At 72.3% G+C, this 24,666-nt stretch carries 25 protein-coding genes; 11 read left to right on the top strand and 14 right to left on the bottom strand.

The genetic code is table 11. The annotated features are described in order from the left end of the window. Window positions 1-6: 6 nt before the first annotated feature. The 3 genes from DMB42_RS38060 to DMB42_RS38070 all read right to left on the bottom strand — a co-directional run bounded on the left by DMB42_RS38060 (window position 7) and on the right by DMB42_RS38070 (window position 1,687). On the bottom strand, window positions 7-198 hold the full coding sequence (locus DMB42_RS38060) for a PspC domain-containing protein (RefSeq protein WP_125643413.1): 192 nt from the start codon (window positions 196-198) through the stop codon (window positions 7-9). 62 nt (window positions 199-260) lie between these two features. After that, on the bottom strand, window positions 261-770 hold the full coding sequence (locus DMB42_RS38065) for an HAD domain-containing protein (protein WP_125643415.1): 510 nt from the start codon (window positions 768-770) through the stop codon (window positions 261-263). After that, on the bottom strand, window positions 767-1,687 hold the full coding sequence (locus tag DMB42_RS38070; RefSeq protein ID WP_125643418.1) for an AraC family transcriptional regulator: 921 nt from the start codon (window positions 1,685-1,687) through the stop codon (window positions 767-769). Before DMB42_RS38070 ends, DMB42_RS38065 begins: the two co-directional genes overlap by 4 nt. A gap of 75 nt (window positions 1,688-1,762) precedes the next feature. Between DMB42_RS38070 and DMB42_RS38075 the strand changes: the two genes are divergently transcribed. Then, the gene (locus DMB42_RS38075) at window positions 1,763-2,575 is read left to right on the top strand and encodes an NAD(P)H-binding protein (RefSeq protein WP_125643420.1); all 813 of its coding nucleotides are present in this window, start codon (window positions 1,763-1,765) and stop codon (window positions 2,573-2,575) included. Window positions 2,576-2,693: 118 nt separating this feature from the next. Then, a complete protein-coding gene (locus tag DMB42_RS38080) occupies window positions 2,694-3,524 on the top strand; it encodes an undecaprenyl-diphosphate phosphatase (RefSeq protein WP_125643422.1) in 831 nt (276 codons plus the stop codon). On the opposite strand, the gene DMB42_RS38085 is transcribed toward DMB42_RS38080, so the two are convergent. Together DMB42_RS38085 and DMB42_RS38090 are read right to left on the bottom strand one after the other, a co-directional pair. Then, window positions 3,516-4,202, bottom strand: a complete 687-nt coding sequence (locus DMB42_RS38085) for a hypothetical protein (RefSeq protein WP_125643424.1) — start codon at window positions 4,200-4,202, stop codon at window positions 3,516-3,518. The two genes, DMB42_RS38080 and DMB42_RS38085, sit on opposite strands and share 9 nt — an antisense overlap. A gap of 80 nt (window positions 4,203-4,282) precedes the next feature. Continuing rightward, window positions 4,283-5,248, bottom strand: a complete 966-nt coding sequence (locus DMB42_RS38090) for a hypothetical protein (RefSeq protein WP_125643426.1) — start codon at window positions 5,246-5,248, stop codon at window positions 4,283-4,285. A 71-nt stretch (window positions 5,249-5,319) separates the two neighbouring features. Here DMB42_RS38090 and DMB42_RS38095 point away from each other — a divergent pair, with 71 nt between their 5' ends. After that, window positions 5,320-5,934 carry a TetR family transcriptional regulator gene (locus DMB42_RS38095; protein ID WP_185845075.1) on the top strand — a complete coding sequence of 205 codons (615 nt, stop codon included), beginning with the start codon at window positions 5,320-5,322 and terminating at the stop codon, window positions 5,932-5,934. Here the strand turns inward: DMB42_RS38095 and DMB42_RS38100 are convergent. Continuing rightward, entirely contained in the window at window positions 5,883-7,034 is a 1,152-nt protein-coding gene (locus tag DMB42_RS38100) for an MFS transporter (protein ID WP_125643430.1), read from the bottom strand. The genes DMB42_RS38095 and DMB42_RS38100 overlap by 52 nt on opposite strands. 85 nt (window positions 7,035-7,119) lie before the next feature. On the opposite strand from DMB42_RS38100, the gene DMB42_RS38105 reads away from it, so the two are divergent. From DMB42_RS38105 to DMB42_RS38115, 3 genes are read left to right on the top strand one after another with little or no spacing between them, the layout of a single operon-like run. After that, window positions 7,120-7,437, top strand: coding sequence for a helix-turn-helix transcriptional regulator (locus DMB42_RS38105; RefSeq protein WP_125643432.1), 318 nt, complete (start codon window positions 7,120-7,122; stop codon window positions 7,435-7,437). Continuing rightward, window positions 7,424-9,817, top strand: a complete 2,394-nt coding sequence (gene hrpB / locus DMB42_RS38110) for an ATP-dependent helicase HrpB (protein WP_125643434.1) — start codon at window positions 7,424-7,426, stop codon at window positions 9,815-9,817. The genes DMB42_RS38105 and hrpB overlap by 14 nt, the downstream gene beginning before the upstream one ends. Continuing rightward, entirely contained in the window at window positions 9,814-10,503 is a 690-nt protein-coding gene (locus DMB42_RS38115) for a hypothetical protein (RefSeq protein ID WP_125643436.1), read from the top strand. Before hrpB ends, DMB42_RS38115 begins: the two co-directional genes overlap by 4 nt. Window positions 10,504-10,519: 16 nt before the next feature. Here the strand turns inward: DMB42_RS38115 and DMB42_RS38120 are convergent, their stop codons facing one another. Beyond that, entirely contained in the window at window positions 10,520-11,698 is a 1,179-nt protein-coding gene (locus tag DMB42_RS38120; RefSeq protein ID WP_221762529.1) for a pyridoxal-phosphate dependent enzyme, read from the bottom strand. Between the two features lie 57 nt (window positions 11,699-11,755). Between DMB42_RS38120 and DMB42_RS38125 the strand changes: the two genes are divergently transcribed. From DMB42_RS38125 to DMB42_RS38130, 3 genes are read left to right on the top strand one after another with little or no spacing between them, the layout of a single operon-like run. Continuing rightward, entirely contained in the window at window positions 11,756-12,586 is an 831-nt protein-coding gene (locus DMB42_RS38125; RefSeq protein WP_125643440.1) for an SPFH domain-containing protein, read from the top strand. Beyond that, on the top strand, window positions 12,579-12,752 hold the full coding sequence (locus tag DMB42_RS53670; protein WP_185845077.1) for a hypothetical protein: 174 nt from the start codon (window positions 12,579-12,581) through the stop codon (window positions 12,750-12,752). Before DMB42_RS38125 ends, DMB42_RS53670 begins: the two co-directional genes overlap by 8 nt. Before the next feature lie 19 nt (window positions 12,753-12,771). Next, window positions 12,772-14,211, top strand: a complete 1,440-nt coding sequence (locus DMB42_RS38130; RefSeq protein ID WP_125643441.1) for an amidase — start codon at window positions 12,772-12,774, stop codon at window positions 14,209-14,211. On the opposite strand, the gene DMB42_RS38135 is transcribed toward DMB42_RS38130, so the two are convergent. From DMB42_RS38135 to DMB42_RS53675, 4 genes are all read right to left on the bottom strand, one after another. Further along, on the bottom strand, window positions 14,208-15,053 hold the full coding sequence (locus DMB42_RS38135) for an aldehyde dehydrogenase (protein WP_125643443.1): 846 nt from the start codon (window positions 15,051-15,053) through the stop codon (window positions 14,208-14,210). The two genes, DMB42_RS38130 and DMB42_RS38135, sit on opposite strands and share 4 nt — an antisense overlap. A gap of 179 nt (window positions 15,054-15,232) precedes the next feature. Continuing rightward, entirely contained in the window at window positions 15,233-16,651 is a 1,419-nt protein-coding gene (locus DMB42_RS38140) for an aldehyde dehydrogenase family protein (RefSeq protein ID WP_125643445.1), read from the bottom strand. 84 nt (window positions 16,652-16,735) lie between these two features. Continuing rightward, a complete protein-coding gene (locus DMB42_RS38145; RefSeq protein WP_260478185.1) occupies window positions 16,736-19,591 on the bottom strand; it encodes a helix-turn-helix transcriptional regulator in 2,856 nt (951 codons plus the stop codon). A gap of 101 nt (window positions 19,592-19,692) precedes the next feature. After that, window positions 19,693-19,842, bottom strand: a complete 150-nt coding sequence (locus DMB42_RS53675) for a hypothetical protein (protein WP_185845096.1) — start codon at window positions 19,840-19,842, stop codon at window positions 19,693-19,695. A 203-nt stretch (window positions 19,843-20,045) separates the two neighbouring features. Between DMB42_RS53675 and deoC the strand changes: the two genes are divergently transcribed. Then, window positions 20,046-20,975, top strand: coding sequence for a deoxyribose-phosphate aldolase (deoC, locus tag DMB42_RS38150; protein WP_125643449.1), 930 nt, complete (start codon window positions 20,046-20,048; stop codon window positions 20,973-20,975). A gap of 29 nt (window positions 20,976-21,004) precedes the next feature. Then, the gene (locus DMB42_RS38155) at window positions 21,005-21,685 is read left to right on the top strand and encodes a hypothetical protein (RefSeq protein ID WP_125643451.1); all 681 of its coding nucleotides are present in this window, start codon (window positions 21,005-21,007) and stop codon (window positions 21,683-21,685) included. On the opposite strand, the gene DMB42_RS38160 is transcribed toward DMB42_RS38155, so the two are convergent. The 3 genes from DMB42_RS38160 to DMB42_RS38170 all read right to left on the bottom strand — a co-directional run bounded on the left by DMB42_RS38160 (window position 21,682) and on the right by DMB42_RS38170 (window position 24,614). After that, the gene (locus DMB42_RS38160) at window positions 21,682-22,248 is read right to left on the bottom strand and encodes a TMEM165/GDT1 family protein (protein ID WP_125643453.1); all 567 of its coding nucleotides are present in this window, start codon (window positions 22,246-22,248) and stop codon (window positions 21,682-21,684) included. The two genes, DMB42_RS38155 and DMB42_RS38160, sit on opposite strands and share 4 nt — an antisense overlap. Window positions 22,249-22,484: 236 nt before the next feature. Beyond that, the gene (locus DMB42_RS38165; protein ID WP_125643455.1) at window positions 22,485-23,525 is read right to left on the bottom strand and encodes a UDP-N-acetylmuramate dehydrogenase; all 1,041 of its coding nucleotides are present in this window, start codon (window positions 23,523-23,525) and stop codon (window positions 22,485-22,487) included. A gap of 126 nt (window positions 23,526-23,651) precedes the next feature. Then, complete coding sequence (locus tag DMB42_RS38170) at window positions 23,652-24,614, bottom strand: hypothetical protein (protein ID WP_125643457.1); 963 nt, start codon at window positions 24,612-24,614, stop codon at window positions 23,652-23,654. Between the last annotated feature and the right edge of the window lie 52 nt (window positions 24,615-24,666).

The raw sequence follows: 24,666 nt of genomic DNA on the forward strand, positions 1-24,666 counted from the left end.
GGCACGTCAGTGGGCGCTGTATCCCCTCGGCTCCTCCGGGATGAGGATCCACATGGCGACGTAGACCACCCAGAGCGGACCCGGGATGAGCGACAGCAGCAGCCAGAGGATCCGGACGAGGGTGGGGGGCAGGCCCATCTTGTCGGCGAGCCCGCCGCAGACGCCGGCCAGAATCCTGTGCTCCCTTGAGCGGTACATGCTGTTCCTCCGTGTCGTGATGACCTACCGGTAAAACGGACAGCGGTGCCGCCGATATCCCGCTAGGGACCCTGAGAAAACCCTGTAAGGGTCAGCCATTCATGTGCCATGCCCAGATGTTCCCTGGTCAGTCCATGTCTGGGATCGACGTGGATCAGCAGGAAATCCCGCAGACCCTGACTCACCCTGAGGTACTCCTCGTCCTCCGCCCACACCTGGTCGTCGAACCACACGAACGGCCGACGCCCGGCGTAGGCGGCCACGTGCGGCGTCTTGAACATCTCGCCGTGCTCGCTGCGCGGCCGGTCGGGGCCCATGGTGATGACCGGGAGCGCGGGCAGGCCGATCCTGGGGGCGATCCACTCGTTGGCGTGGTGCTCCCAGGTGGTGGCCCAGACCAGCTCGGAGCCGGTGGACAGGGCCAGGTCGAGGAGCCTGCGGCCGTGGCGGGGGTTGAGGTGCACGGTGTAGACCTCGGTGCCGATCGTGCACCGGTAACGCCGGTAGTCGATCGTGGGGCGGCCCATGGGGTTGAGCACGCCGTCCACGTCGAGCAGCAGGAGCGGCTTCATCGTGCCGCTCCTGCCCGGTGTTCCTGGGGGCTGACGCCGCGTACCCGCTTGAAGGCCGCGCTGAGGGCGAACGGGCTGCCGTAACCGACCTTCCTGGCCACCGAGCCGATCGTGGCGTCGGGCTCGCGCAGCAGGTCGGCGGCCAGCGTGCGGCGCCAGTCGGTGAGGAAGGACATCGGCGGCTCCCCGACCAGGTCGGTGAACCGCCTGGCCAGCGCCGCCCTGGAGACCCCCACCTCGGCGGCGAGCGCGGCGACCGTCCACGGGTGGGCGGGGTTGTTGTGCAACATGCGCATCGCCCTGCCCACGACCGGGTCGCCCATCGCGCGGTACCAGGCGGGCGCCTCGTGCGTGGCGAACCACGACCTCAGCACCGCGATCAGCAGCAGGTCGAGCAGCCGGTCGAGCACCGCGGACTGGCCCGGGTCGTCCTTGACGATCTCGGCGCCGAGCAGCGAGATGATCGGCCCGCCGGGCTGCACGAGCAGCTGGGGCAGCGCGTCGAGCAGCCGCCTGCTGACCTCGCCCTCCATCGTGTACGTGCCGGTGATCAGCACGGTGCCGCCCTCGGCGCCGTTGCCCCAGGTGCGCACGCCGAGGTCCATCGACTGGTAGATCGACTCCCCGTCGACGGTTGTGCAGCGCTGGCCGGGGTGGATGACGATCTGCGGCGCGGTGGCGGGGTCGTCGGCCACCACGTACGGCTCCGGCCCCCGTAGGATCGCCACCTGCCCGGGAACCAGGCTCTGCGGGTCGCCCTTGTCCGGCAGTACCCAGGCCGCGCCGGACACCAGAGCCACGAGCGTGAGCGGCGCCTCGTCCTGGATGCGCATCGACCACGGCGGGTCGAGGATGGACCGGAGCAGGAAGGCGCTCCGCGCTCTCGGTCCGTCGAGCAATGCCGCGAGCTGATCCATGGGCTAGACGATCGCATATGGGAACGCGCTTCTCAACCATGGAGAGTCTTATGGGTATGAGGGCTTACTGGATGCATGACGATTTTGGTTCTGGGCGGGACCGGCAAGACCGGCCGCCGCATCGCTGACCGGCTCACCTCTCTCGGCCTCCCCGTGCGGATCGGCTCCCGCTCGGCCACCCCGTCCTTCGACTGGGCGGACCGCGCCACCTGGCCGGGCGCGCTCGACGGCGTCGAGGCCGTGTACGTGTCCTACTACCCCGACCTGGCCCTGCCCGGCGCGTACGAGGACGTCCGGGAGTTCACCCGGCTCGCCGTGGAGGCCGGGGTGCGGCGGCTGGTGTTGCTGTCGGGGCGCGGTGAGCCGGGCGCCGAGGCGAGCGAGCGGACCGTACAGGAGTCGGGCGCCGAGTGGACGATCGTGCGCTGCGGCTGGTTCATGCAGAACTTCAGCGAAGGTTTCCTCCTCGACCAGGTTCTGGACGGCGTGCTGGCGATCCCGGTGGCCGACGTGGCCGAGCCCTTCGTGGACGCCGACGACATCGCCGACGTGGCCGTGGCCGCGCTCACCCAGGACGGGCACGCGGGCCGCCTGTACGAGCTGACCGGCCCGAGGCTGCTGACGTTCGCCGACGCGGCGGCCGAGCTGTCGCGGGCCACGGGCCGCACGATCACCTCGGTCCAGGTCACCCCGGAGGAGTACGTGGCCGCGGCGGTCGAGGTGGGCGTGCCGAAGGAGGAGGCCGAGGGGCTGACCGGGCTGTTCACCGAGGTCCTCGACGGCCGCAACGCCCACCTGGAGGACGGCGTGAGCCAGGCGCTCGGCCGCCCGGCCCGCGACTTCACCGACTACGCCAGGGCCAACGCGCCGGTCTGGGCCCGGAGCTGAAGAGGCGACGGCACCGGGCCGGGCAGCGGCCGCGTGCGAACGCACCGGGTGGGCAACTGCTCGGCCCCCGTTTCCGCTAACCTCACCCTGGTCACTCCCGTAACCGGAAGGTGTAGTCGTGATCGGCTGGCTCGAAGCGGTGGTGCTGGGGCTCGTCCAGGGGCTCACGGAGTTCCTGCCGATCTCCTCCAGCGCCCACATCCGTGTGGTCTCGGCCTTCTTCGGCTGGCAGGACCCGGGGGCGGCCTTCACGGCGGTCATCCAGCTCGGCACGGAGACCGCGGTGATCATCTACTTCCGCAAGGAGCTGTGGGAGATCATCTCCACCTGGGTCCGCTCGTTGTGGGACAAGGAGCTGCGCGGCCACTGGGCGGCCCGCATGGGCTGGTACGTCATCGTCGGCTCGCTCCCGATCGGCGTGCTCGGCCTGGTGTTCAAGGACCAGATCGAGACCGTCTTCCGCGACCTGCGACTGGTCGGCACGACGCTGATCGTCTTCGGCTGCATCCTGTGGTTCGCCGACCGCACCGCGCGCAACAAGCTCACGCTGGAGAAGCACCTCAGCTTCACCCACGCCATCGTCTACGGCTTCGCGCAGGCGCTGGCCCTGATCCCCGGCGTCTCCCGCTCGGGCGGCACGATCACGGCGGGCCTGCTGCTCGACTACCGCCGCGAGGACGCCGCCAAATACTCGTTCCTGCTGGCCATCCCCGCCGTCCTGGCCTCCGGCGTGTTCGAGCTGAAGGACATCGGCGAGGGCCAGGCCCCCGCGTGGGGGCCCACCATCCTGGCCACGGTGATCTCGTTCGCCGTGGGCTACGCGGCGGTGGCCTGGTTCCTGAAGTACATCAGCACCCACCGCTTCACCGGGTTCGTGATCTACCGCATCATCCTGGGGTTCTTCGTCATCCTCGCGGTCACCCTGGGCTGGATCCCGGCCCTAGGCTGACACGGCCGTGCGGTCGGGGGCGGGCGTGGGGTAGTACGCGGCCCACGCCTCGTCGCCCATCCGCAGGACCTTCACGCCGGTCCAGCCGAGGCCGGCCACGGGCAGGGCCCAGAACAGCACGGTCAGGGGGCCGTACTCGATGGGGAAGGAGACGACGTACCCGACGAAGACGAGCAGCGGCACCCACCAGCCAATGAAGCCGGCCCGCCACACGGCCGTGACCAGCAGCGGCAGGCCGAGCAGGCCGAAGAACATCCACGGCACCTGGAAGCCGAAGATCACGCCGGGCAGGTTCAGCATCTCGTCGAGGATCTTCTGCGCCTGGTCCGGCGGGTTGTGCCGGCCCAGCCACCACTCGACCGGGTCCATCATCAGCAGCGCGGACATCGAGAGGTAGCCGATGGCCGTCGCGGCGCCCGTGATGTGGCCGAACACCGTGGCCTTGCGCCGGGTGAGGTGCACCAGGCCGATGGCCGCCAGGCCCATGAGCAGCCAGCTCCAGTGGTAGAGCGCGGACTCGGTCTGGGCGAGGGCGGGGTTGTCGCCGTAGCTGACCGCCTCCCGCGAGTCGCCCCAGGTGCCGGGGTCGAGGACGACGGCGATGGCCTGGAGGAGCGGGGCCACGATGAGCAATGTGCCCGCCGCGACGCGGCGGAAGGTCACCTGATTCCTGAACATGCCGGCGACGGTACGTTCCGCCGCCGCCGGCCGTCGTCCGCCTGCGGAGCGACCGCAGGTCACCTCCGAGGAGGAGAAGATCAGGCCGCCACCGGCGTGCGCGGTACGGCGGGGGCCGCCTGCGTCCGGCGTCCCGGCAGGGCGAGCAGGACCAGGCCGAGCAGCGCCCACAGGGCCAGCACGCCGAGCGGCGTCCACAGGGCCGCGCCGCCGAAGAACACCGTGTTGCGCACCGCCTCGGCGGCCGGGCCGACGGGCAGGATCCGGCCGACGGCGGCGTACCACTCGGGGATGTAACGGGCGCCCAGCGGCCCGCCGCCGGCCGGGAGCCCGATCGGGATGAACAGCAGCGCCGCCACCCCCACGCCCGGCGTGCCGATGACCTTGACCAGGCCCGCGACGACCAGGCCGACGGCGAGCGAGATGCCCGCCGAGACCGCCACCAGCGGCCCGAAGCTCCCCGGCAGCGCGCCGAACACCACGTCGGCCAGCCACGCGTTCGCCGTGCCCGCCACCAGCGAGCCGGCCGCGAGGACGCCGATCCGTCCCGCCGCGCCCAGGCCGGGCGCGGCCCGGGTGAGCAGCACGGGCAGCGCGATCCCCGGCAGGACCACGCTGAGCACGTAGAACATGCCGGCGATGCCACCCGCGTCGCCGGGCGGGAGCGGTACGGCGTCCTCCACCCGCAACGTGCGGCCCTGCGCCTGCGCGGCCCCCTGGAAGGCCGCGGTGATCACCGTAGCGCCGGTACGGCCGCCCGCGCTGGCCACCACCAGCGTGCCCTCCTGAGGGACGAGCACGGCGTCGACCTGCCTGTCCAGCAGCGCGGCCCGCGCCTCCCCCGCCGTGGCGTACCCGCTCAGCGCGAACGCCCCCGCCCTGCGCCGGTCGACGCCGTTCTGGAGCTGCCTGACCTGTTCGGCGGGCGCGACGACGGCGACGGGCACGCCGTGCGGCTCGGGAGCGTGGAAGGCCCCGAGGAACGATCCGGCGAAGAGCATCCCCAGCAGGGCGACCCCGACGACGAGTCCAATGATCCTGCCCATTTTTCACCACCTGATGACTTCATCGATGTTGAATTCCAAGGTAGATGAATTCCACGTGGTTGAATAGCCCCATGGCCGAGGAACGCGGAAGACGACCGGGAAACCCGCAGACCAGGGACGAGATCCTGGAGGCGGCGATGCGGTCGTTCGCCGCCCACGGCTACGGCGGCACCACGATCAGGGCCGTGGCGCGGGCCGCGGGCGTCGATCCGGCCCTCGTGATGCACTTCTTCGGCAACAAGGACGGCCTGTTCGAGGCCGCGATCAAGGCCGGCATGCCGGTCGCGCTGATGGTCGGCGCCCTCGACGGCGACGAGTCGGGCCTCGGCGAGCGGCTGGTGACCCGCTACCTGGAGTTGTGGGAGGACCCGGCGCACGGCCCGCGCCTCGCGGCCGTGCTGCACGCGGCCGCCGCCACCCCGGCGACGGCCGCGCTGCTGAAGGAGCTGATCAGCCGCGAGCTGCTGGCCCCGGTCGCCCGCCGGCTGTCCGGCGACCATCCCGAGGTCCGGGCGCTGCTGGCCGCCTCGCAGCTCATCGGCCTGGCCATGATGCGTTATCTGCTCAAGGTCGAGCCGCTGGCCTCGCTGCCCGCCCGCCAGGTGGCGGCCGCGGCGGCGCCCAACGTCCAGCGTTACTTGACCGGCGCGCTCTCCCTGGACGAGACCGCCGCCGCCCGCGGATAGGTGACCAGGGTGAACAACAACGCCAGCGCGCCGACCCCGGCGGCCAGCACGACCACCCCGGTCCGGCCGTACCCGTCCAGTGCCAGGCCGCCCGCGATCCCGGCCGCGAACAGGCCGATGTACTGGGCCGACGACAGCAGGCCGAGCCCGATCGGCACGTTGTCCGGCACCGCGGCGACCGTCCTGAACTGCTGAGCCGGCGCGACCAGCCAGCCGAGCGCGCCCCACAGGAACGCCCAGACCAGGGCGATCGGCAGGGCCAGGTTCGCGACGGGGATGAGGGCGATGAACACCGTGGCGGCGCCCAGGCCGACCAGCACCATGGCGCGCGGCCCGTACGAGTCGGTCAGGCGCCCGCCGAGCTGGTTGCCCACGATGCCGCCGACCCCCCACGCCCACAAAACGGCCGGCAGCGGCAGGTCGAACAGCGACCCGATGTAGGTGTAGGCGGTGAACCCGGCCCCGAACATCAGGAACTGCGTGCCCAGCACCACCAGCACCCGCCGGTCGGCCAGCGGCGCGAACCGCTCACCGAGCCGTCCCGACACGGCGATCTTGACGTCGGGCACGAGCGCCGCCACCCCGGCGAACCCGATCACGCCGAGCCCGACCACCAGCCACAACGTCGCCCGCCATCCCGAGGCCGAGCCCAGCCAGGTCCCCAGCGGCACGCCGACGGCCGAGGCGACGGTCAGCCCGCCCATCACCAGCGCCAGCGCCCCACGGCGCCGGTCCGGCGTGGTCAGCGCGTTGGCCACGCCGGAGGCGGTCGGCGTGAACATCGCCGCGCCGGCCGCCGCGATCACCCGGGTGACCATGACCAGCGTGTACGTCGGAGCCAGCGCGGTCAGGACGTTGCCCGCGACGAACACGGCCAGCGCGATCAGCAACACCCGCTTGCGCGACAGTCGCGCGGTGAACGCGGCCAGCAAGGGCGACAACACCGCGTACGCCAGCGCGAACACGGTCATGAGCTGCCCGGCGGCCGACGTGGAGATCTTGAGGTCCGCGGAGATGGGGGTGAGCAGCCCCGCGGTGACGAACATGCCCGTACCTACAGCGAAATTTCCGGCGGCTAGGGGATAAAGCCGGGAACTCATGAAACCTCCACACAGTTGGACGCACGTCAAACTGTCATCATGGTTGGATAGTTGTCAAACAATAGGAGGGAGGTAGGGTGCCACCATGCGCCTGCTACCGCACCCCTCGAAGGAGGACATCCAGCTCACCGAGGTTCTGCGCGCCCTCTCCGACCCCGTCCGGCTGGAGATCGTGATCCGCCTGGCCACCCTCGGCGAGATGACGTGCAGCGCCGCCGGCGATCACCTCGGCGTCCACAAGTCGACGGCCTCCCACCACTACCGCGCGCTGCGGCAGGCAGGCGTGATCGTCTCCAAGCAGGAGGGCAGGCTCAAGTTCATCAGCCTGCGCCGCCACGACCTCGACGAACGTTTCCCCGGCCTGCTCGACTCGGTGTTGTCGGCCTCGCATGTCACGACCTGACCGGCTCCCCATCCACGACGCGCTCCCCGAGCAGGTGGCCACGCTCGACCGGCACCGCACGGCGGTGCTGACCGCGCCGCCCGGCACGGGCAAGACCACGGTCGTGCCCCTGGCGCTGGCCGAGGCCGGGCTGCGGGTGCTGGTCGCCGAGCCGCGGCGGCTGGCCGTACGCGCGGCGGCCCGGCGCATGGGCGTCAGCTACACGATCCGCGGCGAGCGGCACACCGGCGCGAACCCCATGGTCGAGGTCGTCACCACCGGCGTGCTGCTCCAGCGGCTTCAGCGCGACCAGGAGCTCGCCGGGGTGGACGCGGTCATGCTCGACGAGTGCCACGAACGCCACCTCGACGCCGACACCGCCCTCGCGTTCCTGCTCGACGTACGCGACACGCTCCGGCCCGACCTGCGCCTGCTGGCCACCTCGGCCACCGCCGACGCGACCCCGTGGTCCACGCTGCTCGGCGGGCCGGTGGTGGCGGCCTCCGGGTCCGTCCATCCGGTGGAGACCATGTGGGCGCCGCCGGAGCGCCCGGTCGCGCCGCCGCACGGCCTGCGCGTCGATCCCGCGCTGCTGTCCCACGTGGCCTCGGTCGTACGGCGTGCCTACGCCGAGCGCGACGGCGACGTCCTGTGTTTCCTGCCCGGCGTGGGCGAGATCGCCCGGGTCGCCGGGATGCTGGGCGACCTCGACGTGCTCCAGGTGCACGGCCAGGCGCCCGCCCGCGTGCAGGACGCCGTCCTGTCGCCCGGTACGGCCCGCCGGGTGGTGCTGGCCACGTCGGTGGCCGAGTCGAGCCTGACGGTGCCGGGCGTCCGCGTGGTGGTGGACTCCGGGCTGGCCCGCGAGCCCCGTACCGACCATGCCCGGGGGCTCGGCTCGCTCACCACGGTCAGGGTCTCGAAGGCGTCCGCCGACCAGCGGGCCGGCCGCGCCGGGCGGGAGGCCGAGGGGGCGGTCTACCGCTGCTGGTCGGCCGCCGAGCACGAACGGCTGGCCGACCACGCGCGGCCGGAGATCGCGCTGGCCGACCTGACCGGGTTCGCGCTCCAGGCGGCCTGCTGGGGCGACGCGGACGCCGTCGGCCTCGCCCTCCTCGACCCGCCGCCGCCCGCCGCGATGACGGCCGCCCTCCGCACCCTGGAGGTCCTGGGAGCGCTGGAGTCCGGGCGGGTGACCGCGCGCGGGCGGCGGATGGCGCTCGCGGGCGTGCATCCCCGCCTGGCCAGGGCCCTGCTCGACCTCGGGCCGCGGGCGGCGGAGGTGGTGGCGCTGCTGTCGGAGCAACTGCCCAGGGACGCGGGGGACGACCTGGCCGAGGTCTGGCGCGCGGCCCGGAGAGGCGGCACGGGTTTCGCCGCCCGCTGGCGCCAGGAGACCGCCCGCCTGACCCGCGTCACCGATCGCCGTCCTCCGGGCGACCGGCGCGAGGTGAGCGACGACGTGCTGGCCGGAATGGCCGTGGCGCTGGCGTTCCCCGAGCGGGTGGCACGGCGACGCGGCGGCGGTTACCTCATGGCCTCGGGCACGCAGGCCCAGCTCGCCGAGGGCTCCGGCCTGGCCACCGCGCCGTGGCTGGCGATCGCGGTCGCCGACAGGCCCACGGGCTCGGCCTCGGCCCGCGTACGCCAGGCCGTCGTGATCGACGAGGAGATCGCCCGGCTGGCCCTGCCCGCCGTGGTCGAGGAGGAGGTCACCTGGCGGGTCCCGCCGGGCGAGCGGCGCGGCGACGTGTCGGCCCGCGTGGTCGAACGCCTGGGCGCGATCGAGCTGTCCGCCACCCCGCTCAAGGACGCCGACGTACGCCCCGCCATCCTGCACGGCCTGCGCACCGAAGACCTCCTGACCTGGACGCGGCAGGCCAAGGAGCTGAAGGACCGCCTGACCTTCGCCCACCGCGCGGCCGGCCCCCCGTGGCCCGCCACCGACGACCTGATCGCCCTGGCCGACCAGTGGCTGGAGCCGGAGCTGTCCAGGGCCCGCCGCCGCTCCGACGTCGAGCGCATCGACGTGGCCGCCGCCCTGCGCCGCCTGATCCCGTGGAGCGAACGCCTGGAGAACGTGGCCCCCGAACGGGTCGAGGTCCCCAGCGGCTCGCAGATCAGGATCGACTACTCGGGCGAGCAGCCGGTGCTGGCGGTGAAGCTCCAGGAGTTGTTCGGCTGGGACGAGGCCCCGCGGATCGCCGGCGTCCCGCTGCTGGTCCACCTGCTCTCGCCTGCTGGGCGTCCGGTGGCGGTGACCGCCGATCTGGCCTCGTTCTGGCGTGACGGCTACCGGTCCGTACGGGCCGAGATGAGGGGCCGCTACCCTAAACATCCATGGCCGGAGGACCCGCTCACCGCGCCGCCCACCCGCCGCGCCAACCGGAGCCGACCATGATCGACGAAGCCGTCCGCAACAACGCCGCCTGGTGCGAGTCGATGTGCCGGGCGCACGGCAGCCCCGGCGTCTTCGGCCCGCTCGCCTGGACGAACCCGGCCAGAACCCCTCTGTTCTATCCCGATGCCGTCACGCTCTCCCCCGAGGCCGGGGCGGCCGACGTGCTCGGCGGCATCGACGCGTCCTCGGGCGCCTCGGTCAAGGACAGCTTCGCCACTCTCGACCTGCCGGGCTTCGACGTGCTGTTCTCGGCCGAGTGGATCCACCGTGCCGCGCCGGAGGCGCCGCGCGGCCCCCTCCTGGCCGCCACCGGCGACCCGATCGCGTGGGAGGTGGCCGCCGACGCGGGCGCGCTGCGCGAGTGGGCGGACGCCTGCTTCTCCGGCGGCACGCCGGACCTGTTCCCGCCCGCGCTGCTCGACGACGCCGACGTACGGCTGCTGTGCGGCCGGATCGGGGGCGACGTCGTCTGCGGCGCCGTGCTCAACGCCAGCGGCACGGTGACAGGCGTCTCGAACGTCTTCGCCTCCGGCTGCGACCTGGCCGCCGCCTGGGCGGGCACGGTGGCGACGGCGGCCGAGTTGTTCCCCGGCCGCCCGCTGGTCGGCTACGAGAGCGACCCCTCCGACGCCCTCGCCCACGGCTTCACCACGCTCGGCCCTCTCCGCGTCTGGCTCAAGCCCTGACCCCCGCGCAGGGGCGTCAGGGGATGAGGTCGGCGACCGTCAGGCCCGCCCGCACCGGGAAGACCTCCTCGCCCACCCCCATGTCCTTGAACCCGCTGGACGTGCCTATGCACACCACGGGCCCGTCGAAGTCCCGCCGCAACTTCCGGTAGCCCGCCAGGCCCGCCGCCCCCGACAGCTCCTGCCACACCCCCTGCCGCGCCAGGTCCCGCTGGGCCGCGCGCATCTCCTCGTCCGTGACGAGCACCGCCTCGCCGCCGCTGTCGCGCACCGCCAGCACGCCGCGGTGCCCGCCGACCGACCCCGCGATGCCGTACGCCTCGCTGGCCCCGAGCTCGACGATCGCCGCGGGCGCCCCCTCGGCCAGGGCGCGCGCGTTGGGGCCGCCCGCGGCCGGCTCGCAGGAGAACATCCGCGGCGTCGCCTCGGCCAGCCCGAGCTGCCGCAGCTCGGTGAAGCCCTTCCACGTCCCGAACAACAACTCGGCGTAGCCCGTGGGCGCGAAGACCGCCGCGGGAACCCGTCCGAGCTGCAGGAACAGCTCGTACGCGATCGTCTTGTACCCCTCGGGCCCGTACGGGTGCCCGGTGTGGGTGACCGTCTGGTTGCTGATCGGGTGGTAGCCCAGCCGGTCCACGATCTCCCGCAGCAGCGGCCACCGCTCGTCCACCGGTACGGAGTACACCTGGGCCCCGTACGCCCGGACGAACGCCTGTACGCCGGCCGGCGACTGCGCCGAGGCGAGCACGATGGCGGGCAGCCCGGCGCGGGCGGCGTACGCGGCCGTCGAGGCGCCGTGGTTGCCCGATGAGGCCACCACCACGGCGTCGGCGCCCTCGGCCAGGGCCGCGCTGATCGCGACCCGGTTGAGCCGGTCCTTGTGGGACCAGGTCGGGTTCTGCGACTCGTCCTTGAGGTAGATCCCGTCGAACTCCAGCAACGGCGTGCCGCCCTCGCCCAGCGTGGGCGCCTCCAGCGGCGGCAGCAGCGGCGACCAGCGCCCGATGTCCGGCCCCGGCGCCTGGTCGAACAGGCCCTTGTCGAGACGCGCGTAGTCGTAGACGACCTCGACCGGGTAGGCGATCTGGTCGGTGCTGGTGCGCGGGCAGCCCCTCGTGAGCGGCGGGGACAGCGGGAACTCGATCGAAGGGTCGCCAAGCGAGCGCTGGCGGATGGCAAGCGAAGATCCAGTCACGCGCATGGAGTTTATATGGCTATCATGGTGATATCACTTCGATAGCAAGGAGTCGCGATGGAACGTCGTGCTTTCCGGATCAACGGATTCCTGGTCCTGCTCGTCCTCCTCGTGCTGGCGGGCGGCGCGGCGCTGGTCTCGATCGAGACGCTGGGAATCGCCTGGGTCGTGCTCTTCGCGCTCGCCGCCACCGGCTTCACCGTGGTCAACCCCAACGAGGCGAAGGTCGTGCAGTTCCTCGGCCGCTACGTCGGCACGGTCAACGTGCCGGGCCTGCAGTGGGTGGCGCCGTTCACCACCAAGCGCCGGATCAGCCTGCGGGTGCGCAACTTCGAGACCGCCAAGCTGAAGGTCAACGACGCCGACGGCAACCCGGTGGAGATCGCCTCGGTGGTGGTCTACAAGGTCAGCGACACGGCCAAGGCCGCCTTCTCTGTCGACGACTACGAGGAGTACATCGCGATCCAGTCCGAGGCCGCGGTGCGCCACCTCGCCACCACGCACCCGTACGACTCGCACGACCCCGAGCGCACCAGCCTGCGCGACGGTGCCGAGGGCGCCGGCGAGCTGACCGCCGAGCTGCGCGAGCGCACCGAGCTGGCCGGGATCGAGATCCTGGAGGCCCGCATCACCCACCTGGCCTACGCGCCCGAGATCGCCCAGGCCATGCTGGTGCGCCAGCAGGCCAGCCAGGTGGTCGCCGCCCGCACCCGGATCGTCGAGGGCGCGGTCGGCATGGTCCAGCTCGCGCTCGACCGGCTGGCCGCCGAGGGGGTCGTGGACCTCGATGAGGAGCGCAAGGCCCAGATGGTCTCCAACCTCCTGGTCGTCCTGTGCGGTGACCGGGCGACTCAGCCGGTGGTGAACACCGGCAGTCTGTATGGCTGAGCGCAAGAAGCTCCTGCTCCGCCTCGACCCGGCCGTCTACGACGCCATCGCCAAGTGGGCGGCCGACGACCTGCGCAGCATCAACGCGCAGATCGAGTTCGCGCTGCGGCTGGCGTTGAAGGAGGCCGGGCGGGAGCCGGGCAGGAGCTCTCGCAAGGAAGAGTGAAAACCTGCACACTCTAGACATGTTGTGGGCAGGCAGGACCGCCATCGAGATCGCGACGGCCGTCCGGCGCGGCGACGTCACGGCCACGACCGTCGTGGAGGAGCACCTTCACCGCATCTCGGAACGGGATTCCCGGGTCGGGGCGTTCCGGCTGGTCAGGGAGCGGGCGGTGGACGAGGCGCGGGCCGTCGGGAAACGCCGCGACCTGCCCGACCTGCCACTCGCCGGGGTCCCGGTGGCGGTCAAGGATAACCTGGAGGTGGCCGGCGAGCCCACCCGCGGCGGCTCGGCCGGCACCTCCGACGTCCCCACCCTGGAGGACCATCCCGCCGTGGCCCGGCTGCGCGCGGCGGGCGCGGTGGTCGTCGGGCTGACGAACCTGCCGGAGCTGGGGCTGGTCGGCTTCGGCGACAGCACGTACGGGATCGTCCGCAACCCCTGGAACCCCGCCCGTACGGCCGGCGGCTCGTCCTCGGGCAGCGCGGCGGCGGTGGCGGCCGGGATGACGCCGATCGCGCTCGGCAACGACGGCATGGGATCGCTGCGCATCCCGGGCGCCTGCTGCGGCGTGCTGGCCGTCAAGCCGGGCGCCGGGCTGGTCTCGCTGCCCGCCGACGACTGGGACGGGCTCAGCGAGAACGGCCCGCTCGCCACGACCGCGTCCGACCTGTCGCTCGCGCTGTCCGTCCTGGCCGCCGACCCGGCGCTGGCCGAGGCGTGGCGTACCGGCCGCCGGGTCGAGCCGAAGCCGCGCATGCTCCGCTCGGTCTGGGCGGACGACGACGAGGTGTGGGAGCCCCAGCCGCCCCAGGACAGCCCCGAGCCGTTCGACCTGCGGGTGGCCTACGCCCCGCAGCCGCTGCCCGCCGGACTGCCCGTCGACCGGGAGTTCCAGGCCGCGGTACGGGCGGCGGCCGAGACGTTGCGGCAGGCCGGGCACACGGTCGTCGAGCACCCGCGGCGGCTGCCCGCCTGGCTCGGCCCGGCCACGGTCGCCACCTGGCTCGGCCGGGCCGCCGCCGCGACCGACGGCCTGGACGCGCGCCTCCTCGAACGCCGTACCCGCGCGCTCGCCCGCGCCGGACGGGTGCTCACCGCGCTCAACCTGGACGGCCGGCGCGGGCGTGAACGCTGGAGCGGCTACGGCGCCGACACCTGGTTCGGCGACGCCGACGTGCTGATCACGCCGGCGCTGGCCGCCCTCCCGCCGCGGGCCGAACGCTGGGGGCGGCGCGGCCTCGTGCGCAACCTGCTGGCCAACGTCAGGTACGCCCCCGCCACCGGCCCCTGGAACATGTGCGGCTGGCCGGCGATCACGGTGCCGGTCGCCACCCACTCCAGCGCGCTGCCGATCGGCGTGCAGCTCGTGGCGCCGCCGGGCGGCGAGCCGCACCTGCTGGCCCTGGCCGCCCAGCTCCAGGCGGCCCACCCGCCGCTGCGGCCGCCCGGTTTCTCCTAGACGCCGGCCGGATGCCAGACGGTCTTGGTCTCCAGGAACCGGGTCATCCGCCCGATCCCCGGATCGGCCGTCCAGTCCTCGCGTACGGGCCGCAACACGCGCTTGAGGTTCTCGGCCGCCTCCTGCTCGCAGCGCAACGCCAGGTCGGCGTCCTCGACCCCGGTCAGGTCGAGCGCGTTGACGTCCATGTGGGCCGCCAGCCAGGGCGCCAGCTCGGCCTGCCGCCCGGTCAGGACGTTGACCACCCCGCCCGGCAGGTCGGACGTGGCCAGCACCTCGGCCAGCGTGATCGAGGCGAGCGGCGAGGGCTCGGAGGCGACCACGACGCACGTGTTGCCGGTCACGATCACGGGCGCGACCACGGACACCAGCCCGAGCAGCGGATCGGCGGGCGCGACCACGGCCACGACCCCGGTCGGCTCCGGCGAGGACAGGTTGAAGTACGGCCCCGCCACCGGGTTGGCCGCCCCGCGGACCGAGGTGATCTTGTCGGACCAGCCCGCGTACCAGACCAGCCGGTCGACCGCCGCGTCCACCGCTTCCAGGGCGGCCTTCTTGCCCGTGCCCAGCTCCTCGGCGAACTGCCCGCGCCGCCCCTCCAGCATCTCGGCGACGCGGTAGAGGATCTGCCCCCTGTTGTAGGCGGTCGCGCCCGACCAGCCGGGGAACGCCTTGCGCGCGGCCACAACGGCGTCGCGCGCGTCCTTGCGCGAGGCGCGCGAGGCGTTGGCGAGGAAGTCGCCCTTGGGCGAGGTCACGGGGTAGGACCTCCCACTCTCCGAGCGCGGGAAGGCCCCGCCGATGTACAGCTTGTAGGTCTTTCTGACGGACAACCTACTCATCGCCCCGACCTCTCCACGTGGACTCCTGCGACGTCTGAACCGGGGCGAACACCTGGCCGCACCGGCTGACGCCGCAGCGGTGGGCGTACCAGCCGACGCGTACGGGCCGCCCGGCGCGGGCGAAGGCGTGGCCGCGGGTGGCCTGGGCACCCCGCCCGGCCCGCCCGGCACGGCGGTGATCACACGTCAAGGTAGGCCTCCAGCCCCGCGAGCCCGCCTTCACGGCCATAGCCCGACTCCTTGTAACCGCCGAACGGCGAGGTGGGGTCGAACTTGTTGAACGTGTTGGCCCAGACGACCCCGGCCCGCAGGCGGTCGGCCATCCACAGGATGCGCGACCCCTTCTCGGTCCAGACCCCGGCCGACAACCCGTACGGGGTGTTGTTGGCCTTCTCCACGGCCTCGGCGGGCGTGCGGAAGGTCAGCACGGACAACACCGGCCCGAAGATCTCCTCCCGGGCGATCCTGTGGGACAGGGCGACCCCGGTGAACAGGGTCGGCGGGAACCAGTAGCCCCGGTCGGGCAGCTCGCACGCCGGCGACCACCGCTCGGCGCCCTCGTCGGCCCCGGCCTCGGACAGCTCGCGGATCTTGGCGAGCTGCTCGGCCGAGTTGATCGCGCCGATGTCGGTGTTCTTGTCGAGCGGGTCGCCGAGCCGCAGCGTGCCGAGCCGCCGCTTCAGCGACTCCAGCAGCTCGTCGTGGACGGACTCCTGCACCAGCAGCCGGGAGCCCGCGCAGCAGACGTGGCCCTGGTTGAAGAAGATGCCGTTGACGATGCCCTCGACCGCCTGGTCGATGGCCGCGTCCTCGAACACGATGTTGGCGGCCTTGCCGCCGAGCTCCAGCGTGAGCTTCTTGTCGGTGCCCGCGACCGCGCGGGCGATGAGCCGGCCGACCTCGGTCGAGCCGGTGAAGGCCACCTTGTTGACGTCGGGGTGGGCCACCACGGCGGCGCCGGTCTCGCCCGCGCCGGTCACGATGTTGACCACGCCGGGCGGCAGCTCGGCCTGCCGGCAGACCTCCGCGAACAGCAGCGCGGTCAGCGGGGTCGTCTCGGCCGGCTTGAGCACGACGGTGTTGCCGCAGGCCAGCGCGGGCGCGACCTTCCAGGCCAGCATGAGCAGCGGGAAGTTCCACGGGATGACCTGGCCGGCCACACCGAGCGGCTTGGTGCCGAACCCGGCGTAGGCCAGTTTGTCGGCCCAGCCCGCGTAGTAGAAGAAGTGGGCCGCGACCAGCGGCACGTCGACGTCGCGGGACTCGCGGATGGGCTTGCCGTTGTCGAGGGATTCCAGGACGGCCAGCTCGCGGGCCCGCTCCTGGATCAGGCGCGCGATGCGGAACAGGTACTTGGCCCGCTCGGCGCCGGGCAGGGCGCTCCACACGCCGAACGCCTTGCGCGCCGCCTGCACGGCCCGGTCGACGTCGTCGGAGGAGGCGGACGCGACTTCCGCCAGCTTCTCCTCGGTCGCCGGGTTGATCGTCTTGAAGGAGGAGCCGGAGCCGTCCACGAACTCACCGTTGATGAACAACCCGTACGACGGCTTCAGATCGACAATGTCGCGCGCCTCTGGCGCGGGTGCGTAGTCGAACATCGGCGTCAGCCCAGGGTGAGGTATAGGGACATCACCTTGCCAGCGTAGACGGTCGGTCCGAGTGCTCAGAGGGGCGCGGAGTCCCTAGGACAGGAGTGACAGGCGATGCGCCGCCGCGGCGGCCTCTCCGCGGGTGGTGACGCCCAGCTTGGCCAGGATGTTCGACACGTGCACGCTCACCGTCTTCGCCGAGATGAATAGTTCGGCGGCGATGTCCCTGTTCGTCCGGCCCTGGGTCACCAGGCGCAGCACCTCCAGCTCGCGCGGCGTCAGCACCTCCGACGTCGCCTCCTGGGCCTGCTGGCGGCCGCCCACGCGGCGCGAGAGCGCCTCGATCTGCTCGACCAGCGGGGTGGCCCGCAGCGCGACGGCCAGCGGGCGCGCCTGCCCGAGCCGGACCGCCGCACCCTCCCTGTCGCCGCTTGTGGCCGCGCAGCCGGCCGCCCGCAGCAGGGCCTTGGCCTGGTTGTGCGGACGCATCAGCCGCTCCCACGCCGCCGCCGAGGCGTCGAAGTCACCGCTGTAGGACAGCCGGTACGCCTCCGCCACCGGCCCGCTGATCGTGAGCTCGGCCGCCACCTCGGCGGCGTGCGCCCGGACCGCGGCGGTACGGCCGGGTTCGAGGTCCTCGGCCGCGTCGCAGACCGTACGCAGCAGCGAGAGCAGCCGCCAGCCCAGCATGGCCTTGCTCGGCAACCGCGGATGCGACAACGCCCGCTCGGCCACGGCCAGCGCCGCCCACGGCTCGCCCTTGAGCAGGTGCCAGCCGATGTGCAGGCGCGCGTTGCTGATGACGTCCTGGACGAAGTCCTCCGGGCGGTCCTTGAGCACGCCGATCTCCGACAGGATGCCCTCGACGAGCTGCAGCTCGCCCCTGGCCAGCCCGATGTCGGCCCGCACGCGCAGCAGGGCGTACTGGGTGCGCAGGCTGGGGCCGTAGTTGAGCGCGCTCTCCACGAGGTCGAGCGCCTCGTCCCAGCGGCCGAGCGACTCCAGCGCCTCGGCCCAGTTGTTGAGGATGAACAGCCCGCTGCCGCGCAGCCGGCCGTACTTCTTGGCGTACCGCCAGCCTTCCTCCGACAGGCGCAGGGCCTCCTCGGCGCGGCCCATGTCGATCAGGGAGTCGATGTTGTTGCCGATCGCCCTGACGATGATGCGGCCCGAGCCGCCGGCCTTGCCGAGCCCCGTCGCCTGCTCGTTGACGGCGATGACCTGCTCCAGCTCGCCTCTGAGCGAGTGGCCGAGTGCCAGGTTCATCAGCAGGTCGCCTTCGAGGCACCGGTCGCCGGACCGCCTGACCAGGTCGAGCCCTTCGACGATCAGCTCCTCGGCCTCGGCGATGTTGCCGCGGAGCATGAGCTGCCTGCTCAGCGTCATGGCGACCTCCGCGCGCACCGGGCCCGGCTCGGGGACGAGCCGCAGGGCGTGCCTGAGCAGCTCGATCACGCCCATCTGGCCCTTGGACACCTTGAACGACGCCTGCCGCACGATGAGCTGCGCGACCCGGCCGGGTTCCGCGGTCTCGTCCAGCTCGGCCAGGGCGGCCTTGACGAACTTCACGCCCTTGTCCACCTCGCCGCCGGCGTTCGCGGCCTCGGAGGCGCGTTCGAGCACGGCGGTGTGGTCGGCGCCGATGCGCCGGGCGGCGTCAGGGACCCGGTCCCAGAGCATGAGCACGCGTTCCAGCAGCGGCACGGCCTCGGTGTAGGCGTACGCCTTGAACGACTTCTGCGCGGCCTCCCAGGCGGAGACCAGGCCCCAGAGGTCGTTGCGGGCGCCGTACCAGTGGTGGGCCAGTTCGAGGGCGGCGCGGCCGGGTGGCACGAGCGTGCGGTCCTTGGAGATCTCCTCGGCGTACCGGGCGTGCAGGCGCTGGTACTCGCCGGGCAGCAGTTCCTCGTGCACGGCCTCCTGGATCAGCGCGTGCCTGAAGACGTAGGCGCGGTTGTCGGCGATCTGCAACACGTTCCCGGCGATGGCGGGCCGCAGGACGGCCTCCAGGTCGAGGTCGGACAGACCGCTGACGGCGGCCAGCAGCGCGTGGCCGACCCGGTTGCCGCCGGCGGCGGCGATGCGCAGCAGGCGCTGGGTCTCCTCGGGCAGCCGTTCGACGGCGTTGAGTATGAGGTCCTGCATCGACTCGGGGAACGTGCAGTCCTCGCCGCCGTCGAGCAGGGCCTCCACGAACAGCGGGATGCCCTCGCTGCGTTCGTAGACCTTCTGGACCTTCACGTATTCGGGGGCCGCGCCGAGGATGCCGGCCATCTGGGCGGCCACCTCGTCCCGCGACAGGCGGGGCAGATCCAGGCGGTGCACGCCGTTGACCCGGCCGAGCTCGGCCAGGACCGGGCGGAGCGGATGTTGCCGGTGCAGGTCGTCGGAGCGGTAGGTCATGAGGATGAGCACCTGCGGGGCGTGCAGGTTGCGGCTGAGGAAGGCGATCAGATCGCGGCTGGACCGGTCGGCCCAGTGGATGTCCTCGATGACGAGGACCGTGGGGCGGCTGTCCGCGAGCCGTTCGAGCAGAGTGAGGAACTGCTCGAAGAGCCGGGCGCGGCCCGTGTCGGTCTCCCCGTCGCCGCTGGGCTCGCCGAACTCCGGCAGCAGCCTGGCCAGATCGCGCTCGGCCCCCTCGGGCAGCAGCGCGGCCACCGCGGCCGGTCCGTGCTCCCTGACGAGTTGCCTGAGCGCGGCGGTGAAGGGCGCGTACGCCAGACCCTCGGTCGACAGCTCCACGCACCCGCCGATCAGCACCTGGGCGCCGTCGGCCAGACAGGACTCGGCGAAGCGCTGCACGAGCCGGCTCTTGCCGACCCCCGCCTCTCCGCCCATCAGCACGGCCGTCACCGTGCCCTTACGTGCCTCGTCGAAGCTCTCCGCGAGAGTGGCGAGCTCCTCCGCCCGCCCGACGAAGACGGGACTCACCGAACGTCCCAGCATGTCGTTCAGCATGCCATGCCCTATCAGTCGCTATCGACGGGTTTAAGGGGGTTCAGAGGCCCGGCCAGGAGCGAGGATATGGCCGGGCTCTCTTGGGACGGTCATGACGAACGGCGCTTGCCGAAGACCGAGCGACGCCCGGCCTTGTTGCCCTTCATGGCCTCGCGTACGCGGCGGTGCTCGGCGGCGGCCTGCCGGAGCTCGTTGGCGTAGTTCTTCATGAGCTCGTACTCGATCTCGGGGTTCATCATCTTTCTCCTGCACATTTGGTGCGTTGTTCTGACACCTTTAATGCTCGGTCTAAGGCGCGCCCCGGCACATCGGGTGGATGCCTTATCTCCGGGCCTCAGACGGGCGGGACATACCTAGGACCGGACCCCGCCGCCTTAGGCCGCCGTTCCACCCCGGTTTGGAGGTAACGGCCGTGGTCGGCGATGCTGTGAAGGTGTCAACTGTGACTACCTCGCTCGCGGACGTCGCCTCGTCCCACGCGACGCTGCGCGCCTTCCTGCACGGCCTTCCCGGAGTCGACCGGGTGGGCGCCGACCAGCGGGCGGCCATGCTCGGCACCCGTTCCATCAAGACCAGCGCGAAGGCCCAGGCCATCGACCTGGCCATCTCCATGGTCGACCTGACGACGCTCGAAGGCGCCGACACGGCTGGCAAGGTGCGGGCCATGTGCACCAAGGCCGTCCACCCGGGCGGCGGCGCCCCCAAGGTGGCCGCGGTGTGCGTCTACCCCGACATGGTGCCGGTGGCCGTCCAGGCGGTGGGCGGGTCGGGGGTGAAGGTGGCCTCGGTCGCCACCGCGTTCCCCAGCGGGCGTTCCTCGCTGGAGGTCAAGGTGAGCGACACGGCGCTGGCCGTGGCCGCGGGCGCCGACGAGATCGACATGGTGATCGACCGCGGCGCGTTCCTGTCCGGCGACTACACGAAGGTGTTCGAGGAGATCGTCGCGATCAAGGCCGCCTGCGGTCCGGCCCACCTGAAGGTGATCCTGGAGACGGGCGAGCTGGCGACCTACGACAACGTGCGCCGGGCGTCCTGGCTGGCGATGATCGCGGGCGCCGACTTCATCAAGACCTCGACCGGCAAGGTGTCCCCCGCGGCCACGCTGCCGGTGACCCTGATCATGCTGGAGGCGGTGCGCGACTTCCGCGACGCGACCGGCCGCCAGGTGGGTGTGAAGCCGGCCGGCGGCATCCGCACGACCAAGGACGCCATCAAGAACCTGGTGCTGGTCAACGAGACGGCGGGCGACGACTGGCTGACCCCCGACTGGTTCAGGCTGGGCGCGTCCTCGCTGCTCAACGACCTGCTCATGCAGCGCCAGAAGCTCGCCACCGGCCGTTACGCGGGCCCCGACTACTTCACCCTCGACTGACCGCGACGGCCCTCGGGCGGCTCTACGAGGTGTTCGGCGCCGTCGCCAGGCCGGCGGCCGTGCCCGGCTGCCCTCACTGCGTCGAGCCGGGTGCGGGCGCGTGCCTCCTGTCGGGTCCGGTCGCGGCGATCGAGGCCGCGTCCCTGGCCCGGTACGCGGCCAAGGCGCTCACCACGTGGGGCGGCGTGCCCGAGTTCCGCTACTTCCTGCCGCGGCTGCTCGAATGCGCCGCGGCGGACGCCTTCTCCTACCCCGATCCGGAGATCGTCCTCGGCAAGCTCGCCGTCGCGGGCTGGCAGGGCTGGCCGGCCGCCGAACGCGAGGCGATCACCGGCTTCCTGTACGCGTGGTGGCGCGAGACGCTGGGCCGCCATCCGTCCCGTCCGTCCGCCGGCACGGTCCTGTGCGCCCTCGCCGCCGCCGGTCTCGACCTCGCGCCCTGCCTCGACCTCTGGGCCGGGCTGGAGGACGACGCGGCGATCGAGCACCTGCGCGACTTCGTCACCGACGGCCTGTCCGGACGCCGGCTCACCAACGCCTTCTGGGACCGCGGCACGCCGGCGTACGCACAGGTCCTCGCCTGGCTCACCGAGGGGCCCGCGGCCCGCGCGGTGGAGGCCGCGTTCACCCGGGAGAGCCGGGAGCACGTGCTCGGCCTGCTCGCCGACGTCCACACCGAGATCCGGCACGCGCTGCCGCCGCGTCCCTAGAGGATCGCCTCGACGAGCAGCACGATGCCGAACACCGCGAACGCGGCGGCGGCGCCGTACCGGATGACCTTCTCCGGGAGGTGCTTGCCCATCAGGCGGCCGACGAGGATGGCCAGGGCGTCGGCGGCGACCATGCCCACGGTCGAGCCGATCCAGGTGCCGAACCAGCCGTGCTGCGTGGCCAGGGTGATTGTGGCGAGCATCGTCTTGTCGCCCAGCTCGCTCAGGAAGAACGCCACGGTCACCGCGATCAGGGCGTTCCTGGTCGTACGGCCAGCCTTGCCCGCCTCCTCCTCGGTCAGCTCGTCGCCGCGCAACGTCCAGAGGGCGAACCCGAGGAAGGCCACACCGGCCACGACGGAGATGGCCGTCTTCGGCAGCGCGTCACCGACCAGGCCGCCCACGGCCACACTCAGCAGGTGGACGACGGCGGTGGCGATCGTGATGCCCGCGATCACGGGCCAGGGCTTGAAACGGGTCGCGAACGTCATCGCCATGAGCTGGCTCTTGTCGCCCAGCTCGGCCACGAAAATGACCGCGAGACTGATCCAGAACGCTTCCAACCGATCCTCTTCCGCGCGACCGGACCGGAAGCGGACACCCGGGGGATCTTCGGGCACGACTTCGGCCCAGCAGCGTCTTCATCGATGACTGCCAGGCCGAAGGTCTCGTCCGCCCGTCAAGGCCCGTGTGACCGGGCGCGATCACGCGCCAGTATGTCGATCACACGATTGGGACTACTCCCCTTCGGAATTTCCAACACACCATAACAGCCCTCATGAGGACTCTGTTCCCGCCGCTACTCCGCCAGCGAGCAGCCGACCAGCACCGGTTCGTTCACCAGCGTGACGCCGAACTTCTCGCGCACCCCGTCGCGCAGCTTCGCGGCCAGCCCCAGCAGATCGGCCGCGGTGGCCGCGCCCGCCGGGTTGGTGAGGGCCAGCGTGTGCTTGGTGGAGATGCGCACCGGACCGCGTTCGTAGCCCTTGGGGAAGCCCGCCTGCTCGATCAGCCAGGCCGCGGGCACCTTGACGCGGCCGTCCGGCAGGTCCCAGCGTGGGTGGCCGGGCGCGCGCCCGGCCAGCTCCCCGGCCTCCTCGGCCGTCAGGATCGGGTTGGTGAAGAACGAGCCCGCGCTGCGGCTGTCGGGGTCGGCCATCGGGTCGAACACCATGCCCTTGCCCCGCCGCAACCCCAGGACGGCCTCGCGGGCCAGGCCGAGGGACACCTGGGCGCCCAGCTCCACCCCGAGCCGCCCGGCCAGCTCCTGGTAGGCCACCGGCCCGGACATGTCCGACACATCCAGTGCGTACGTCACCGCGAGCACCACGTGCCGCGACAGGTCCCGCTTGAAGGCGCTGTCGCGGTAGGAGAACCCACATTGGCGCGCCTCCAGGTCGACCACCTGCCGGGTGAGCCGGTCGTAGGCCCGTACGCATCTGATGGTCTGGGCCACCTCCTGGCCGTACGCGCCGACGTTCTGGATCGGGGTCGAGCCCACCAGGCCCGGGATGCCGGACATGCACTCGATGCCGGACCAGCCCTCGGCCACGGCGCGGGCGACCAGCGGATCCCAGTCCTGGCCCGCCTCGACCGTGAGCAGCACCTGCTCGCCGTCCCTGGAGACGGTCACGCCCTCGGTCGCCACCTTGACGACCAGCCCGTCGAACCCGTCGTCACCGACCACCACGTTGCTGCCGCCGCCGAGCACGAGGGTCGGGACGCCGTTCATGTCGGCCTCGGCGATCAGCGACACGAGCTGCTCCGCCGTGACCGCCTCGGCGAAGTCGCGGGCGGGGCCGCCCAGGCCCAGGGTGGTGTGCGACGCGAGCATCTCCATGGCCCCCAAGCTTATGAGCCCTTCTCGATGCCCGGCACCCTCCCGGCTTTCCCGGCTCTCCCGGCCCCAGGTCCTGAGTCGCCCGGCCTCGGTCCTGAGCCGCCTCTCCGGCCCGTATGCGGGGGCTCAGCCGCCGATCGCCTGCTCGTCGCGTCGTTCCGAGCCGATCCGGCGGACCGGCAGCGGCCCCTCGGGCACCACCAGCTCGCCCTCCAGCGCGTGGGAGAACTTCAGGTCGGCGTCCGGGCCACGCTCCGCGTCCTCGGGGAACGCCCCCAACGCCGCCGCCCTGCGCACCGCCATCAGGTCGCACCGCAGCGCCTCCACCCGGCCCGGCTCCCCGGACTCGGCCGCCTGCCACCCCGCCGCCACCGCCCCTTCGACGATGGCCGCCACCAGCGGGGTCAGCGCCTCCCCCGTCAGCACGAGCGAGGTCTCCATCAGCACGTGCACCTCGGACTCGTCCAGCCGCAACAACTTGGTACGGCACTCACCCCACCCCACCGTGCCCCCGTCCGCACGCGTGGTCTCGGCGACGTGCCAGACCGCGATCCGCTCCGGGTAACGCCCGGCCAGCTCGTCCAGGACCTCCCCCGCACCGTCGATGTTCCCCAGGTCGAGAGCCAGGATCCGCGCGTGCGTATGGTCGATCACCGACTGGACGCAGGTCAGCGCGTCCTCCGGTCGGCCTGCCACCAGCAGTCCCACCGCGACCGTGACGCCCTTGGTCTCGACGCGCTGGCGCTCGGTGTTGACGCCCAGGTCGTCCATGCGGTTGGTGGCGAGGGTGCCGTCCCAGACGCGCTGGGCGTGCAGCATCGTGTATTCGGGGTCGCCGTGCTGGCCGCCGTCGCCGGAGAAGCCCAGCGCGGCGGCGGGGTTCCCGTGCGCGCCGGCGCCTCTGGGCCGGGCCCGCCCGGTGCCGACGCCGGTGGCCGAGCCGCCGGTCGTGTCCCGTCCGGTGCCGGTGCTGCCCGCCACCTGCTCCGGAGGGATGGGACGCAGGTGAGCCGGGGGTTTGGAGTCGGTCACCGACGACACGGGGATGGAACGGACCGTGGGCCAGACCTGTCGCGCAGCTTCACTCATACCAACACGCGCTACCCGCGACCCGCCCGACATATCACGGCATCAGGAGACG

It is taken from the genome of Nonomuraea sp. WAC 01424, from assembly GCF_003947315.1.
Lineage (GTDB): Bacteria > Actinomycetota > Actinomycetes > Streptosporangiales > Streptosporangiaceae > Nonomuraea > Nonomuraea spiralis.